The sequence below is a fragment of the Mesorhizobium sp. M1428 genome (assembly GCF_040317515.1).
GTDB lineage: Bacteria > Pseudomonadota > Alphaproteobacteria > Rhizobiales > Rhizobiaceae > Mesorhizobium.
Genome location: NZ_JAMYKT010000009.1, coordinates 140,526 through 153,844, shown reverse-complemented (window position 1 = coordinate 153,844; position 13,319 = coordinate 140,526). Strand labels below are relative to the sequence as shown.

The following is a 13,319-nucleotide window of genomic DNA, read 5'->3' as shown; positions in this document are numbered from 1 at the left end:
GCCGCGCCATCCCGGCTACGGCTCGACCAGTCTTGCGAATTCAGGCTTGAAGAGGTCACGTGCCTCGGAGACCGGTAGTTCCAGCAGATCGTCGGCGCAGGCCTGGATGGCATGCGGAAGGGTCTGGAGCCCGAACACCAGAACCTGCTTGTCGCCCTCCCGCCAGAGGCTGACCGCCAGATATTCGCCGATGAGATCGTCCATGCCGCATTCGGCTTCGTGATCGATGTCGGTCTGATCGGTCGGTTTCTTGCGCCGCTGCTTGACCAAGGAGGCGAGGGAAGGACCGGGCTTGCCATCCACCGTATCCGAGAAAATGTCCTGAAGGCCAAGCAGGACGCCGCGCCGCACATCCATGATGTAGGCGTCCGAATAGTTGGTCGGATGCGCTCCGCCGCAGAAGATGCTGCCGGACTCCCGCCAGCTCATCAGCCGCGGCGTCAGCGAGCTCACTTCGAATGTGCTGTCCTCACAGCCGCCGAGCGTGCCGTCGTTCACACCGTCAATCGGCCCGCCTTCGTTGAAACCGGCGTATTGCGCAGCCACGCAGCCCAGTGCGCCGATGTTTGCGCGCCAGTGCCTGTCTTGCAGCAGAGCATTCGCGGCCTCGACCGAAACGTTGCCGGACAGTTCGACAATGCGCGGCGTGGCGAATTTGGTGCGGGGGTCGACGACGTAGCGGTAGGTCGCGTCCGGCCAACCAGTGGTCTTGCCGTTATCGAGCTGAGTGTCCATCCGCAGATAGTCATAGGGGGACGTTTCCATGGTGAGCGGCGTGTCATTGCCGAAGAACTTCATGAAGCTGAAATCGTAGAGATCGAGCGGGGTGCTGGGCTCGCTCCCAGTCACCTGCCGACTTGCGACCCGTTCCAATCTGAGCGGCAGCGCCTTCTTTCCGTTCCAGCTGCCTTCAAGGGTCTTGCCGTTACTGGATGAGGCCAGGCGCCACACAGCGGCGATCGGCGCGGCCTTTCCGTCATCGCAATTATCGGCGCCGCATGCCTCCTCCTCGGCCAGTTCGAACTTGCTGCCCTTCTGCGACCTGGCTTGCAGCGGGATGTCGACGCCCTTCGAGCGGTAGAAGTAGCGGCCGGCCAGCGGGCCGTCGGTGGCCGCCGGATCGCCGGTGAATTCGACGACGATATCGCTTTTTCCAAGCTTGCCGGCATAAGTCACCGGCTCCGCTTCGGCTGCTGTCGACAGTACCAGGATCGCGGCCATGAACGTGACCGGACTGCTAAGATGCTGGATCATTGTTCCCCCAAGCCATGACTTTCAGTCGTTCCGTCAGCCGGTCACGGTCGGCGGTCATCCCCTTGTAGTCGAGCTGTGCCTCGTCCAGCGCCAGAAGTTGTTCGGCCAAGGACGCTGAGAGCGCCGCGCGGTCGCGATGGCGTTCCAGCACGGCGAGCGGATCGAGATGGATGCGAATGGTGAAGAGTATGTCGCCCGAAACGGGGAGCTTTCTCAGGGTCTGCCGCTCGACGCGAATAAAGGCATGGGCGTCGATGTCGCCGTCCGGGAATCTCGACGGGCGACTGCTGGCACGGTCGATGCGCTCGAGGTTGGAGAGCGGATGGTAGAGCGCATTGCCCGCCTGGATCGACCAGTTGTAGCGCTCGACGGCTTGGCCCTGGAGGCCGTCGAACATGCGGTTGATGAGATCGGCCGGCCGTGTGCCAGGACCGAAACCCGGTACCGGCGCGTGGATCTGCTGCAGCGGCTTGCCGAATTTTTCGATCAGCGACCATGACGAGGGGAAGCAGAGCGAGCCGGCCGCCAGGCGCCAGCCGCTCTCGTCGCGGCGCATCAGGATCAAATCCTCCTGGACGAGTAACGAGGCCGCGACAAGCGGCGCATCGCTGAAAGGAGCTGAGGTGCCTGAGCCCTCGAGATTGTCGGTGCCGCCGATCACCTCGATCGCGTTGTCGGTACGCCTGTGGGTCTCAGGAAAGTTCGCCGCCAAATGCGCACCGAGCAGATCGAGCACTTCGCGCTGGGCCTCGCGCGTTGTTTGCTCCTCGACAAAAACCTTGCCGGGAATTTCCGCGTAAAGCCGGCGTTTCTCGGCAAGATAGGGCAGCAGATATTCGTCGACCTCGATCCAGCTATCGAGATTGAGCGGTTTCAGCCCGATGGTGAACAGTTTCGACGAGCCGTCATAGGGTGTGTGGGTCGGTGGGCGGAAACTCATGCTTCTTTGTAGGCTTCCAGTGCGGCAGTGGCCATTCTCGCCGTGAATTCGGTGATTTCGTAATCGGCGGCACCTGCCTTGGCGAAGGGATCGTCAGCCAGTCTGGCATCGAGCACTTCGCGTGGACCGTGCGCGATGATGATGCCGCCGGTCCTTGGCCGCTTTGGCCCCGAGGCGACAAAGATACCTTGCGCGTAGCAGGCCTTCAGCCACTCGACATGCGCTTGCTGCAGGCGGTCGATCTCGGTCAGCGGCACCTTGTAGTTCAGCGAAACCACGAACATTGTTGTCTCCGATGCTTCAGCCCAGCCGCGCCGGGATCAATCCGCGCAGCGAGTTGCCGACGAACAGCGCCTTGGCCGATTTCAGTTCGTTCCACGTGTAGACCGCTTCACCGGCGCGGCCTTGATCCAGCAGTTCACCGCGCAGGACGCCAGGCAGCAGGCCGCAATCGAGCCGGGGCGTGGCCAGCACGCCCTCGCCGAAATCGGCAAAGACGTTGGTGATCGTGCCCTCGCAGATTTCGCCGCGCTCATTGGCGAGCAGCACCTCGTCGGCCCGGCCGGCAAGATATTCGGCGCGGGCGCGCGTAAAGGTTTGGCGGCGGCTGGTCTTGTGGCGCAGCAGCGTGTCGCTCGAGTCAAGCAGCACCCGTGCCAGCTGCAGTGTCCAGACCTTGTCGGCGGCAAGCGGCTCGTAGGGCTGCACCGAAACCGCGACTTCGCCATTGCGCGACAGGACGAGGCGTGTGCGCAACGCGATCTGTTGGGGACCAACCGCGTTCATCAGCGCTTCGCCGACCCTTTGCGGATCGCAGGCGAAGCCGAGTTCGTTTGCCGAGCCGTAAAGCCGCGCGAGATGGCGGTCGAAACGGAGGAAACCCGAGTCGGGTTCCCAGCGCATTGTTTCGATCAGTTCGAAATCGGCAGTGTTCCCGTCGCGAAACGGGCTTTCAGCAGACACTCCTGGTACTCCTCTTCGGCCGTCGAATCGAAGACGACGCCACCGCCGACATTGTAGACCGCCTCGCCATTGGCAAAGAGCGAGATGGTGCGGATCGCCACGGAAAAGCGCATCCGGCCGCCGGGCGCGATCCAGCCTATGGCGCCGCAATATACATCGCGCGGGCCAGCTTCCAGCTCACGCAGGATCTCCATGGCGCGGATCTTCGGTGCGCCGGTAATCGAGCCGCAGGGGAACAGCGCGGCGAAAATCTGGCGGATGGCGAGGCCGGGCAAGAGTTTCGCCCGCACACGGCTCACCATCTGGTGGACTGTCGGGTAGCTCTCGATGCGGAAAAGCTCCGGCACATCGAGCGTGCCAACCTCGCTGATCAGTGAGATGTCGTTGCGCAGGAGATCGACAATCATCCGGTTCTCGGCCTGGTTCTTCTCGTCGTTGCGCAAGAACGCTTTCAGGCGGTCGTCCTCCGCCTTGGTGGCGCCGCGCGGCGCGGTGCCCTTCATCGGATGCGTCTCGATCATGCCTTCCGCGTCGACCTCGAAGAACAGTTCGGGCGAACGCGACAAGACGATCGGATCGCCGAACGCGACCAGCGCCCCGTACTTCACCGGCTGGCGTTCGGTCAGCGCGTTGAAGGCGGCCAGCGGATCGCCCGACCATTGCGCATGGATCGGAAAGGTCAGATTGCCCTGGTAGCAGTCGCCCTTGCGTATGTGGTCATGCAGCCTGGCAAAGCGTTTGGCGTAGTCGTCCGAAGACCAGGCTGCCTTGGCGTCGAAGATCGGGCCGTTGCTAGCCGGCGGATCGCCTGGCGCGACCGTCTCCTCGACCGGCGCGTCGAACACGCCGAGGCAGAAAAGCGGGGCGCGACGGCCGGCCGGCAGCAGCGGAACGAGCTTGGGTTCGAGCAGGTAACCGGCCTCGTAGGAGAAATAGCCGGCCAGCCATTTGCCGCCGTCATGTGCTGCCTGCGCGGCTTCCAGCGCCGGCAAAAAATCCGCCTCGCCATGCGCTGCGATTATCTCGGCCGGCCGGTCGAAAACGAGCTGACGCGCGGTCTCGTCGTTCCTGAAAATTGCAAAGGGCAGGGGCAGGGACATAAGGCTCGGATGCTGCGGTCACCAGCGATCGATCTATATGGGGGCTCGACCGTTCGCAATCGAGGGAACGGCGTCTCAAGACGCAAAGGCGCGGGAGGCAAAAACAAAAGCGGCGCCAGAGGACGCCGCCTTGTTCCAGATGCCGCCTTGCAATGGCTCAGGTATTGCTGGCTTCTCCCGCGGTCGGGAAGCGGCGCGCAAATTCCTTTTCGTCGCCGGCGGCAAGCAGTTTCGCCTGCTCGATCCAGCGTTCACGTTCGATGCGGCCGTCGAAATTCAACGTCGCCTCGATCCGCTTGACATCGTCGGGTGTCCAGGCGGCGATCTGGGCATAGGTCGTGACCCCAAGCCCTTTGAGCAGCCGCTCGTTGGTCGGGCCGATGCCGATCAGGCGACGCAGATCGTTGGCTTTGCCTGGGGCAGTCGCTGTTGCCTTGCTGGTCGCGGCTTTCTTTGCAGCTGGCGCAGCCTTGCTTGCTGCCGGCGCGGTCCTGGGCACGGCGCTCGCTTTCGATGCAGGCGGTTTCGGTGTTGCCGTTTTCGCCGCACTTGCGCGTGCCGCGGTCGCGGCCTTTGCCGTTGCAGATTTCTTCGGCGCCGGTTTGGCTGGTGCGGATGTCGACATCAGGGTTGACGGCGCCTGCATCGCCGTCTTGGTCGCGCCTGCCTTGGCAGCTGGCGCCTTGGCTGTTGCCGCCTTCGCGGTTGGCGCCTGGGTGGTTTTCGCCTCGCCCAGCCGGCGTTCGAGGTCGGCGCGGGCGCGGCCGCATGCATCCAACTCACCGGTCAGACGGTCGCTATCGGCCCGCAACCTGTCCCGTTCGCTGCGCGTGCGGTCGAGATCGCCGCGCAAACTGTCGAGTTCGCCACGCAGGCGTCCCCAAATGAACCAGCCAACCAACACACCTACCAAGAACGCCAGGAGCATGTAGAAAAAAGTGCCCATTGTCTTTCTCTCTCCAGTCCGATCCGTCCGCCCTGGCCTGTGGAGCCATGACCGGCGAAGGATCATTCGATGGTGATTCCGCAATTTGCAGAACAGCCGGCTTCGATCGAGCTGTCGGCGACCGGTTTGCCCCTGGCCAACAACCGTTGTCGCATCCGCCGGCATGCCATGAACGGGTCGGGATTTTCCGACCGGATCCATTCGTGCCCGGCTGAGCTTGAGGGCGGACGCTATCATACAGCTTACGGGAATCTAACGGAAAACTTCCATGGAAAGTTATTTAAGAACAAATATCCAAGACAAGAATAGAATCGTCGCCAATATGCATTGCAGCTAAACTGTTCTGGAAAACCCGGTCATCCGGTGTTGCGCATCACCCAGTGTTGGTCATCAATTGTCCAGTGCTTCCAGCTCGTCGATCAGTCCGCTGATCACGCCAAGCCCGATCTGCCAGAAGGCAGGGTCGGCCGCGTCGAGGCCGAACGGCGCCAGAAGCTCGGAATGATGCTTGGTGCCGCCGGCGCGCAGCATGGCAAAATATTTCTCCTGAAAACCGCGCTCGGCGTTCTGGTAGACCGCGTAGAGCGAGTTCACCAGGCAATCGCCGAATGCATAGGCATAGACATAGAAAGGCGAGTGGATGAAGTGCGGGATATAGGTCCAGAAAACCTCGTACCCGTCGCGCAGCTTGATCGCCGGCCCGAGGCTTTCCGCCTGCACTTCCAACCAGAACTGGCCGAGCCTGTCGGAGGTCAATTCGCCGCTCTTGCGCTCGGCATGCACCTTGCGCTCGAACTCGTAGAAGGCGATCTGGCGCACGACCGTGTTGATCATGTCCTCGACCTTCTGGGCGAGCATGGCCTTGCGTTCGCGCTTGTCGGTGGTCTGCTCGAGCAGCGAGCGGAACGTCAGCATCTCGCCGAACACCGATGCGGTTTCGGCCAGCGTCAGTGGCGTCGATGCCATCAAGGCGCCCTGGCCGCCGGCCAGCACCTGGTGCACGCCGTGGCCGAGCTCGTGCGCCAGCGTCATCACGTCGCGCGGCTTGCCCCTGTAGTTGAGCAGCACATAGGGATGCGCCGAAGGCACGGTCGGATGGGCGAAGGCACCAGGCGACTTGCCGGGTCTCACCGGTGCGTCGATCCAGTTACGGTCGAAGAAAGTTCTGGCGATCTCCGCCATGTCGGGCGAAAAGCGCTGGTAGGCGGAAAGCACGGTGTTCTTGGCCTCGTCCCAGCCGATGACCGCCTGTGGGGTCTCCGGCAGGGGCGCATTGCGGTCCCAGTGGTTCATCACCTCCATGCCGAGCCAGCGCGCCTTCATCGCATAATAGCGATGCGACAGGCGCGGATAGGCGTCGCGGACCGCGGCGGCGAGTGCATCCACCACGCTGCGTTCGACGCGGTTGGCGAGATGGCGGGAATCGGCAATGTCCTCGAAGCCGCGCCAGCGGTCGGAGATCTCCTTGTCCTTGGCCAGCGTGTTGGTGACCAGCGTAAAGACGCGCAAATTCTTGCGGAAGGTCGTGGCCAGCGCCTCGGACGCCCGGCGGCGCACCTCGCCATCGGCGTCCTGCAGACGATTGAGTGCCGGCTCCAGCGTCAGCTCCTCGCCGTCGACGTCGAAGCGCAAATCGGTCATCGTCTCGTCGAACAGGCGGTTCCAGGCCCCGCGCCCGGTGATCGATTTTTCATGGAAGAGCTGCTCGATGCGGTCTTCGAGCTGATAGGGCTTGTCCTTGCGCAGATCGAGCACCCAGGGCCGGTAATGGGCGAAGGCCGAATCGGCGGCGAGCGCATTTTCGATCGCGCCATCGTCGATGAGGTTCAGCTCGAGCGCGAAAAATAGCAGGTGCGCGCTGGCATCGGTCATCTTTTCCTGGATGTCGCCATAGAGCTTGGCGCGCTGCGGATCCGACGTGTTGCCGGCATAGACAAGCCCGGCATAGGAGACGATGCGGCCGATCAACTCCTCCAGCGCTTCATAGGCCTGAAGCACCTCGCCCAGCCTGCCGGCGCTGCCACGCCCTGCCTCGGCGGCGAGCGTGCCTTTCCAACGGCTTTCGAAGGCGATGGCATCGGCGGCGGCCTGGACGATGTCGCGCTTCAGCTCGGGCGCTTCCATGCCCGAATAGAGATCGGCCAGATTCCATTCCGGCAGGTCGCCAAGCTCCGCCACGCCCTGACCGGGCGCTGCCGCCAGCTTTCGAGCAAAAACCATGCGCATTGCCGATCCTTCCAGATACGAAAATTCGAGGAAACGAGAAGCCGGTCAAATCCTAAGGAATTCATTCACCGGGTTTTTTGAAAGCTTATTTAGAACCCTGTGCCAAGATGATCCATAGGGCGCATTCTCGGGCGGGCACGGGCGGATCAGTCATGGCAGCTTCCATACTCATAGTCGATGACGATCCCGTGCAGCGCCGGCTGCTCGAGGCGGCGGTGACGAAATTCGGCCACACCGCGATCGTCGCCGATGGCGGCGAGGCCGGTCTTGATCTCGTCGACGGACCCAATGCGCGCGACGTGTCGGTGGTCATCCTCGATCTGATGATGCCCGGCCTCGACGGCATCGGCGTGCTGAAGGCGATGCGCGAGCGTGGCATCCACATTCCCGTCATCGTGCAGACCGCGCAGGGCGGCATCGAAACCGTCGTTTCGGCAATGCGTCACGGCGCCTTCGATTTCGTCGTCAAGCCGGCCTCTCCCGACAGGCTGCAGGCGTCGATCGGCAACGCCCTCAAGGTCGAAGCGCTCGAAGGCGAGGTGAAGCGCTCGTCACGGCAGCGCGGCGGCCATCTGACGTTCAAGGACATGATCACCCAAAGTCCGGCGATGGATCGGGTGATCCGGCTCGGCCGCAAGGCTGCGGCGTCCAACATTCCGATCCTGATCGAGGGTGAATCCGGCGTCGGCAAGGAACTGGTGGCGCGCGCCATCCAGGGCAGCGGCGACCGCCGCTCGAAACCGTTCGTCACCGTGAATTGCGGCGCCATCCCCGACAATCTGGTCGAATCGATCCTGTTCGGGCACGAGAAGGGCTCGTTCACCGGCGCCACCGAAAAACATACCGGCAAGTTCGTCGAAGCGCACACCGGCACGCTGTTCCTTGACGAAATCGGCGACCTGCCGCTCGACGTGCAGGTCAAGCTGTTGCGCGCCGTGCAGGACGGCGAAGTCGATCCGGTTGGCGGGCGCTCGACCGTCAGGGTCGACATCAGGCTGATCTCAGCAACCCATCGCAACCTGCTGCAGCAGGTCAAGGACGGCAAGTTCCGCGAGGACCTGTTCTATCGGCTGAACGTCTATCCGATCTTCGTGCCGCCATTGCGCGACCGTCGCGACGACATCCCCTATCTGGTCGAGCACTTCATGGAGAAGGTGGCGCCCACCGATCCGCGCCACCGTCTGCGAGGCATCTCGGCTGCGGCGCTTGCCATGCTGCAGGCCTACGACTGGCCGGGCAACATAAGGCAGCTCGAAAACGCCGTCTTCCGGGCTTCGGTGCTTGCCGACGGCGACATGCTGACCGAAGAAGAATTCCCGCAGATCCGGGCGCAGGTCGAGGGCACGGTCAATCTCGATTCGGGTATCGCCTTGCCAGATTCAGGGGGGCCAGCTTCAGGGGGACCAGGTCCAGGGTGGCCAGCTTCCGGCTTGGCTTCGGGCAGCCAGCCGCGCGACAACTTGGCCGTTGGCGGCATAGCAACCGCCGATCCCGACGCGCCGGCCAGGCCTCGCTTCGGCACGCTGCGGGCGCTCGACGAGCGCGGCAATGTGCGTGCTCTGGCCGACGTCGAACTCGAAATGATCAAGCTCGCCATCGACCACTACAACGGCCAGATGAGCGAAGTCGCCCGCCGCCTCGGCATCGGCCGGTCGACGCTCTACCGCAAGCTCAAGGAATATGGCATCGACCCGGAAACCGGCCGCGTCGAACGGCTCGCTTCCTGAGTCACAGGGCCAAGCTGGTTCTCATCCGGGCATCCATTCGAAGCAAGCACGCCTCGAAACGAGGTATTCGCCGCAGTGTTCACGTATTAAGGCGGACGGTAACAGATCGTGTTTCGAGCTAGCGCCAAAACATGATCTAAACCAGCGGTTTACCACGATATCCTGCGCAATATTTTTGGCGGGATATCGCCACCGTGTTACCGCATTTCGGCTTCAATAAGCGATGATTAACCATTAGGATCGATATTCGGATGCATACACCACGCATCCGTTTGGTCAAATCCGGGGACAAAACGGCAGCCTGCAAGGCCTTTTGATTTGAACAGAATCGAACGACACAAAAACGGGCGGCATTATCACATGAGCGTCTGGCCGAGATGGCTGGCAGCGGCGATTGTTGCCGTCGGGTTCCTTGCAGCGGCGGCATCCGGCGCCAGCGCCGAGACACGTTCGCTGAAGCTCTATCATCTCCACACGCATGAAAAGGCGGAGATCGTCTACAAGCGCAATGGCCGCTACGACCAGGCGGGCTTGCGAAAGATCAACATCATCCTGCGCGACTGGCGCCGCAACGAGCCGACCAAGATGGATCCGCGCCTGCTGGACCTGGTCTGGGAGGCGTATCGGGAGAGCGGCGCCACCGATTACATCCAGGTCGTCTGCGGCTATCGTTCGCCGGCCACGAATTCGATGCTGCGCAGCCGCAGCAGGGGCGTCGCCGAGAAGAGCCAGCACATGCTCGGCAGGGCGATGGATTTCTACATTCCCGGCGTCCCGCTGAAGAAGCTGCGCGACATCGGCCTCAGGATGCAGGGCGGCGGCGTCGGCTACTATCCCAGCTCCGGTTCGCCTTTCGTGCATATGGATGTCGGCAATGTGCGCCACTGGCCCGGCATCAGCCGCCAGGAACTGGCGCGCGTGTTCCCCAACGGCAAGACGCTGCATGTACCGAGCGACGGCAAGCCGCTGCCTGGTTATCAACAGGCGCTCGCCTCCTATAAGGCCCGCAAGGGCGCCGGCGCGCCGGCCATCGAACTGGCCAGCGCAAGCGGCGGTGCAAAAAAATCCCGCGGGTTCCTGGCAGCCCTCTTCGGCGGCGGCGACGACGAGGCGGACGACAGCGCCGATGTGGCGATGGCCGAGCAAGCGCCAAAGCCCCGTAACGTGAAGCCGGCGCCGTCCGCCAAGAGCAGCAACCTGCCTGGCATTGCCATCGTGGCGCCTCAGGATGCCAAGCGCGCCGAGATTCCGGAAGTCGCCGATGCTCCGGCGCCGGCGCCTGAACCGGAGAATGACACGCCGGAGACGATCATCGCGGCATTGCCGGCGCGCAGTATCCCGCTGCCGGATTTTGCTCCGCGCCCGAAGACCGACGTCGGCGCCCAGCCGCCTGAAAATGTTCCGTTCGGCGTGGCGGATGCGGCTGGATCGACCGAACAGGCGGTGGCGACCGCGCAAGCGTCGGCAAGTGTGGCGCCGGCAAGCGTGGCACCTGAAAACGTTCCGTTCGGCGTGGCAGACCCGTCTGCCGCAGCCGGCCCGGTGCAGGCCGCGGCCAATACCATTCCCGTGCCGAGCTGGCGGCCCGATCATTCGCTGCCGGCCGATCTTTCGCAGGCGGGTCTTGCACCGCAGGACAAGCAAGTGTTGCTGGCGCTGGCGAGTGCGGCCGAGCGGAGCAACACCGCCACCGACGCATTCTCCGTATTGCCGTCGGCGCGGCCAGACAGTTCGCAGCCCGACGAGGTCAAGGCCGTTCTGGAACGGGTCAGCGCGACCGACGAATACAAGGTCGCGTCGCTTTCCGAGCAAGCATCGGTATTCGAGGAACCGGCGAACGACGACGGCGCATCGAGCGACGGGGCATCGCCGCGCGAGGCCATCGTTGCCCGCCCGGCCGGCTCCGATCCGGCTGCCGTCATCGGAGCAGGCGTGAAGACCACACGCAAGGAACCCAGGGCTACCGCCCGCGACCTGAAGCCCGGCCCCAAGCCGGTGGTGGTCGCCGCCGCGCCGCAGGCCGCCCGGTGGGCGCTGCACAGCGGTGAGTATGTCGCAACCGTTTCGGATGCGACAACGGCGCCGCGCCACGCCTACGACTTCGTCCGTACGGCACCGAGCGAGGTCTATACCGTGGGCTTCCAGCCGGGCAACGAAATGGCCGACGCCAACCGGTTCACCGGTAAGGCCGTCAAGTTCATGTCAGTGGCCCGCTTCAAGACCGAGTAGGCCGCGCTCGGCATCCCCGCGCGGCCTTCACCGCCGGCACTGGCTTCCTTCATCCCGGGATGCTAACCAATGGTCGGCATTCTCCCGCTTCGTCTAATGGTAGGACAGCGCCCTTTGAAGGCGTGAATCGTGGTTCGAGCCCATGAGCGGGAACCAGCCGGCGAACCAGATCGGCGGCAGGCCAGATCGGCGGCGATGTTAGCGCCCGAGCTTGCTTGCAGCGCGCGCCAAGGCTTCGATCTCGTCCCATCTGCCGGCCTTGACCAGATCGTCCGGCGCCACCCAGGAACCGCCGACGCAGATGACGTTGGGCAGGCTGAGGTAGTCGGCGGCGTTCTTGCCGGTGATACCGCCGGTCGGGCAGAATTTCACGTCGGCAAGCGGCGAGGCGAAAGCCTTGAGCGAGGCGATGCCGCCCGACTGTTCGGCCGGGAAGAATTTCAGAAAGCGCAGGCCGGCTTCGCGCGCGGCCATGACCTCTCCCGGCGTGATGGCGCCAGGCAGCAACGGCACATCGCTGTCCCTGGCTGCCGCGAGAAGCTCGCGGGTGATGCCGGGGCTGACGATGAACTTCGAGCCGGCGGCCGCCGCCTCGCCGAACTGGCGGGCGTCCAGGATGGTGCCGGCGCCGACGACGGCGTCTTCGACCTCGCCTGCCACCCGGCGGATCGCCTCCAGCGCGTCGGCGGTGCGCAGCGTGATTTCGATCGCCGGCAGGCCACCGCGGGCCAGCGCCCGGGCCAGCGGCACCGCATCGGCGGGATTGGCGATCTTCAGCACCGGTATGACCGGCTGGCCGTTGAGGAGCGACAGGAGCTTTTCGGTCGTGCTGGGCATTCGTCGTCTCTCCTCTGTTGATCAAGTCGACCGGTTAGCAGAAGGCGGTTTTTCTGTCCACGAAACGCGGCGTGTCGCGATGTCACGCGTGGTGTTCGAAACGCACCCGCGGTCAGACCGCTCCCGGCTCTGCCTTGATCCGGCTGTCGTGAGCGTTTAGTGGCTTGGTGATGACACTGCCCAGCCAAGGCTTCCGCGTTGCCGCGCTTTACCGCTTCGCCCGGCTCGACACCTTCGAGGCGCTGCGCGCGCCGCTCGCCGCCTTCTGCCGCGCACGCGGCATCAAGGGCACGCTGCTGCTGGCGCGTGAGGGCATCAACGGCACGGTCGCCGGCAGTGAAGCGGCAATCGCGGCGCTCATCGGTCATCTCGAATCCATCGACGGTCTCGCCGGCCTCGAGATCAAATACAGCAGCGCCGCAGCGATGCCGTTCCACCGCATGAAGGTACGGTTGAAGCGCGAGATCGTCACCATGGGCGTGGACAATATCGATCCGGCGGCAGGTGCAGGCACCTATGTTGCGCCAGCTGACTGGAACGCACTGATCTCGGATACAGGCACCATCGTCATCGACACGCGTAACGCCTACGAGGTGTCGCTCGGCACCTTTAAGGGCGCTGTCGATCCCGCCACCACCAGCTTCCGCGAATTCCCGGCCTGGGTCGAGCAGCATCGGCATGAGCTCGAGGGGCGCAAGGTCGCCATGTTCTGCACCGGCGGCATACGCTGCGAGAAGGCGACGGCCTATGTGAAGTCGCTCGGCTTCGAGGATGTGTTCCACCTCAAGGGCGGCATTCTGAAATATCTCGAGGACGTCCCCGCGGAACAGAGCCTGTGGCAAGGCGAATGCTTCGTCTTCGACGAGCGCGTTTCGGTGTCGCACGGGCTGCTCGAAGGCGAGGCCGAACTCTGCCGCGCCTGCCGGCATCCGCTGGTGGCAGAAGACCGGCTGTCGCCGAAATATGCTACCGGCGTTTCATGCCCGCATTGCTTCGATGCCCGCTTGGACGAAGATCGCTCCCGTTATGCCGAGCGCCAGCGCCAGGTCGAGCTGGCGCAAGCGCGCGGCGATCGCCATATCGGAAGTTAGCTCACG

At 63.7% G+C, this 13,319-nt stretch carries 12 protein-coding genes and 1 tRNA gene; 5 read left to right on the top strand and 8 right to left on the bottom strand.

The features are described from left to right. Positions 1-15 precede the first annotated feature (15 nt). The 6 genes from NKG60_RS15320 to NKG60_RS15295 all read right to left on the bottom strand — a co-directional run bounded on the left by NKG60_RS15320 (position 16) and on the right by NKG60_RS15295 (position 5,203). The gene (locus tag NKG60_RS15320; protein WP_352975083.1) at positions 16-1,254 is read right to left on the bottom strand and encodes a hypothetical protein; all 1,239 of its coding nucleotides are present in this window, start codon (positions 1,252-1,254) and stop codon (positions 16-18) included. Beyond that, positions 1,238-2,194: a heme-dependent oxidative N-demethylase family protein gene (locus tag NKG60_RS15315; RefSeq protein ID WP_352665507.1), complete on the bottom strand. Its 957-nt coding sequence runs from the start codon at positions 2,192-2,194 to the stop codon at positions 1,238-1,240. The genes NKG60_RS15320 and NKG60_RS15315 overlap by 17 nt, the downstream gene beginning before the upstream one ends. After that, a complete protein-coding gene (locus NKG60_RS15310) occupies positions 2,191-2,478 on the bottom strand; it encodes a YciI family protein (protein WP_352665505.1) in 288 nt (95 codons plus the stop codon). The genes NKG60_RS15315 and NKG60_RS15310 overlap by 4 nt, the downstream gene beginning before the upstream one ends. 16 nt (positions 2,479-2,494) lie before the next feature. Beyond that, positions 2,495-3,157, bottom strand: a complete 663-nt coding sequence (locus NKG60_RS15305) for an aminotransferase class IV family protein (RefSeq protein ID WP_352975082.1) — start codon at positions 3,155-3,157, stop codon at positions 2,495-2,497. Then, on the bottom strand, positions 3,106-4,257 hold the full coding sequence (locus tag NKG60_RS15300) for an aminodeoxychorismate synthase component I (RefSeq protein WP_352975080.1): 1,152 nt from the start codon (positions 4,255-4,257) through the stop codon (positions 3,106-3,108). The genes NKG60_RS15305 and NKG60_RS15300 overlap by 52 nt, the downstream gene beginning before the upstream one ends. 157 nt (positions 4,258-4,414) lie before the next feature. Continuing rightward, complete coding sequence (locus NKG60_RS15295; RefSeq protein ID WP_352975079.1) at positions 4,415-5,203, bottom strand: helix-hairpin-helix domain-containing protein; 789 nt, start codon at positions 5,201-5,203, stop codon at positions 4,415-4,417. 69 nt (positions 5,204-5,272) lie between these two features. Here NKG60_RS15295 and NKG60_RS15290 point away from each other — a divergent pair, with 69 nt between their 5' ends. Beyond that, the gene (locus tag NKG60_RS15290; RefSeq protein ID WP_352975078.1) at positions 5,273-5,512 is read left to right on the top strand and encodes a hypothetical protein; all 240 of its coding nucleotides are present in this window, start codon (positions 5,273-5,275) and stop codon (positions 5,510-5,512) included. 81 nt (positions 5,513-5,593) lie between these two features. On the opposite strand, the gene NKG60_RS15285 is transcribed toward NKG60_RS15290, so the two are convergent. Further along, positions 5,594-7,429, bottom strand: a complete 1,836-nt coding sequence (locus tag NKG60_RS15285) for a M3 family oligoendopeptidase (RefSeq protein WP_352975077.1) — start codon at positions 7,427-7,429, stop codon at positions 5,594-5,596. A gap of 152 nt (positions 7,430-7,581) precedes the next feature. Here NKG60_RS15285 and NKG60_RS15280 point away from each other — a divergent pair, with 152 nt between their 5' ends. From NKG60_RS15280 to NKG60_RS15270, 3 genes are all read left to right on the top strand, one after another. Then, the gene (locus NKG60_RS15280; protein ID WP_352975076.1) at positions 7,582-9,156 is read left to right on the top strand and encodes a sigma-54-dependent transcriptional regulator; all 1,575 of its coding nucleotides are present in this window, start codon (positions 7,582-7,584) and stop codon (positions 9,154-9,156) included. Positions 9,157-9,516: 360 nt separating this feature from the next. Continuing rightward, the gene (gene mepK, locus NKG60_RS15275) at positions 9,517-11,385 is read left to right on the top strand and encodes a peptidoglycan L,D-endopeptidase MepK (RefSeq protein WP_352975075.1); all 1,869 of its coding nucleotides are present in this window, start codon (positions 9,517-9,519) and stop codon (positions 11,383-11,385) included. 82 nt (positions 11,386-11,467) lie between these two features. Beyond that, a tRNA-Gln gene (locus NKG60_RS15270) sits at positions 11,468-11,541 on the top strand. A 42-nt stretch (positions 11,542-11,583) separates the two neighbouring features. Here NKG60_RS15270 and NKG60_RS15265 read toward each other — a convergent pair. Further along, positions 11,584-12,222, bottom strand: coding sequence for a 2-dehydro-3-deoxy-phosphogluconate aldolase (locus NKG60_RS15265; RefSeq protein ID WP_352975074.1), 639 nt, complete (start codon positions 12,220-12,222; stop codon positions 11,584-11,586). A 170-nt stretch (positions 12,223-12,392) separates the two neighbouring features. On the opposite strand from NKG60_RS15265, the gene trhO reads away from it, so the two are divergent. Further along, positions 12,393-13,313, top strand: coding sequence for an oxygen-dependent tRNA uridine(34) hydroxylase TrhO (gene trhO, locus NKG60_RS15260; RefSeq protein ID WP_502912304.1), 921 nt, complete (start codon positions 12,393-12,395; stop codon positions 13,311-13,313). Positions 13,314-13,319: the final 6 nt, after the last annotated feature.

Excerpts from the sequence above, each read along its gene's own strand:
- NKG60_RS15315 (WP_352665507.1), bottom strand. The coding sequence starts at position 2,194 with ATGAGTTTCCGCCCACCGACCCACACACCCTATGACGGCTCGTCGAAA.
- NKG60_RS15295 (WP_352975079.1), bottom strand. The coding sequence starts at position 5,203 with ATGGGCACTTTTTTCTACATGCTCCTGGCGTTCTTGGTAGGTGTGTTG.
- NKG60_RS15280 (WP_352975076.1), top strand. The coding sequence starts at position 7,582 with ATGGCAGCTTCCATACTCATAGTCGATGACGATCCCGTGCAGCGCCGG.
- NKG60_RS15300 (WP_352975080.1), bottom strand. The coding sequence starts at position 4,257 with ATGTCCCTGCCCCTGCCCTTTGCAATTTTCAGGAACGACGAGACCGCG.
- NKG60_RS15320 (WP_352975083.1), bottom strand. The coding sequence starts at position 1,254 with ATGATCCAGCATCTTAGCAGTCCGGTCACGTTCATGGCCGCGATCCTG.
- NKG60_RS15265 (WP_352975074.1), bottom strand. The coding sequence starts at position 12,222 with ATGCCCAGCACGACCGAAAAGCTCCTGTCGCTCCTCAACGGCCAGCCG.
- trhO (WP_502912304.1), top strand. The coding sequence starts at position 12,393 with ATGACACTGCCCAGCCAAGGCTTCCGCGTTGCCGCGCTTTACCGCTTC.
- NKG60_RS15290 (WP_352975078.1), top strand. The coding sequence starts at position 5,273 with ATGGTGATTCCGCAATTTGCAGAACAGCCGGCTTCGATCGAGCTGTCG.
- NKG60_RS15285 (WP_352975077.1), bottom strand. The coding sequence starts at position 7,429 with ATGCGCATGGTTTTTGCTCGAAAGCTGGCGGCAGCGCCCGGTCAGGGC.
- mepK (WP_352975075.1), top strand. The coding sequence starts at position 9,517 with ATGAGCGTCTGGCCGAGATGGCTGGCAGCGGCGATTGTTGCCGTCGGG.
- NKG60_RS15310 (WP_352665505.1), bottom strand. The coding sequence starts at position 2,478 with ATGTTCGTGGTTTCGCTGAACTACAAGGTGCCGCTGACCGAGATCGAC.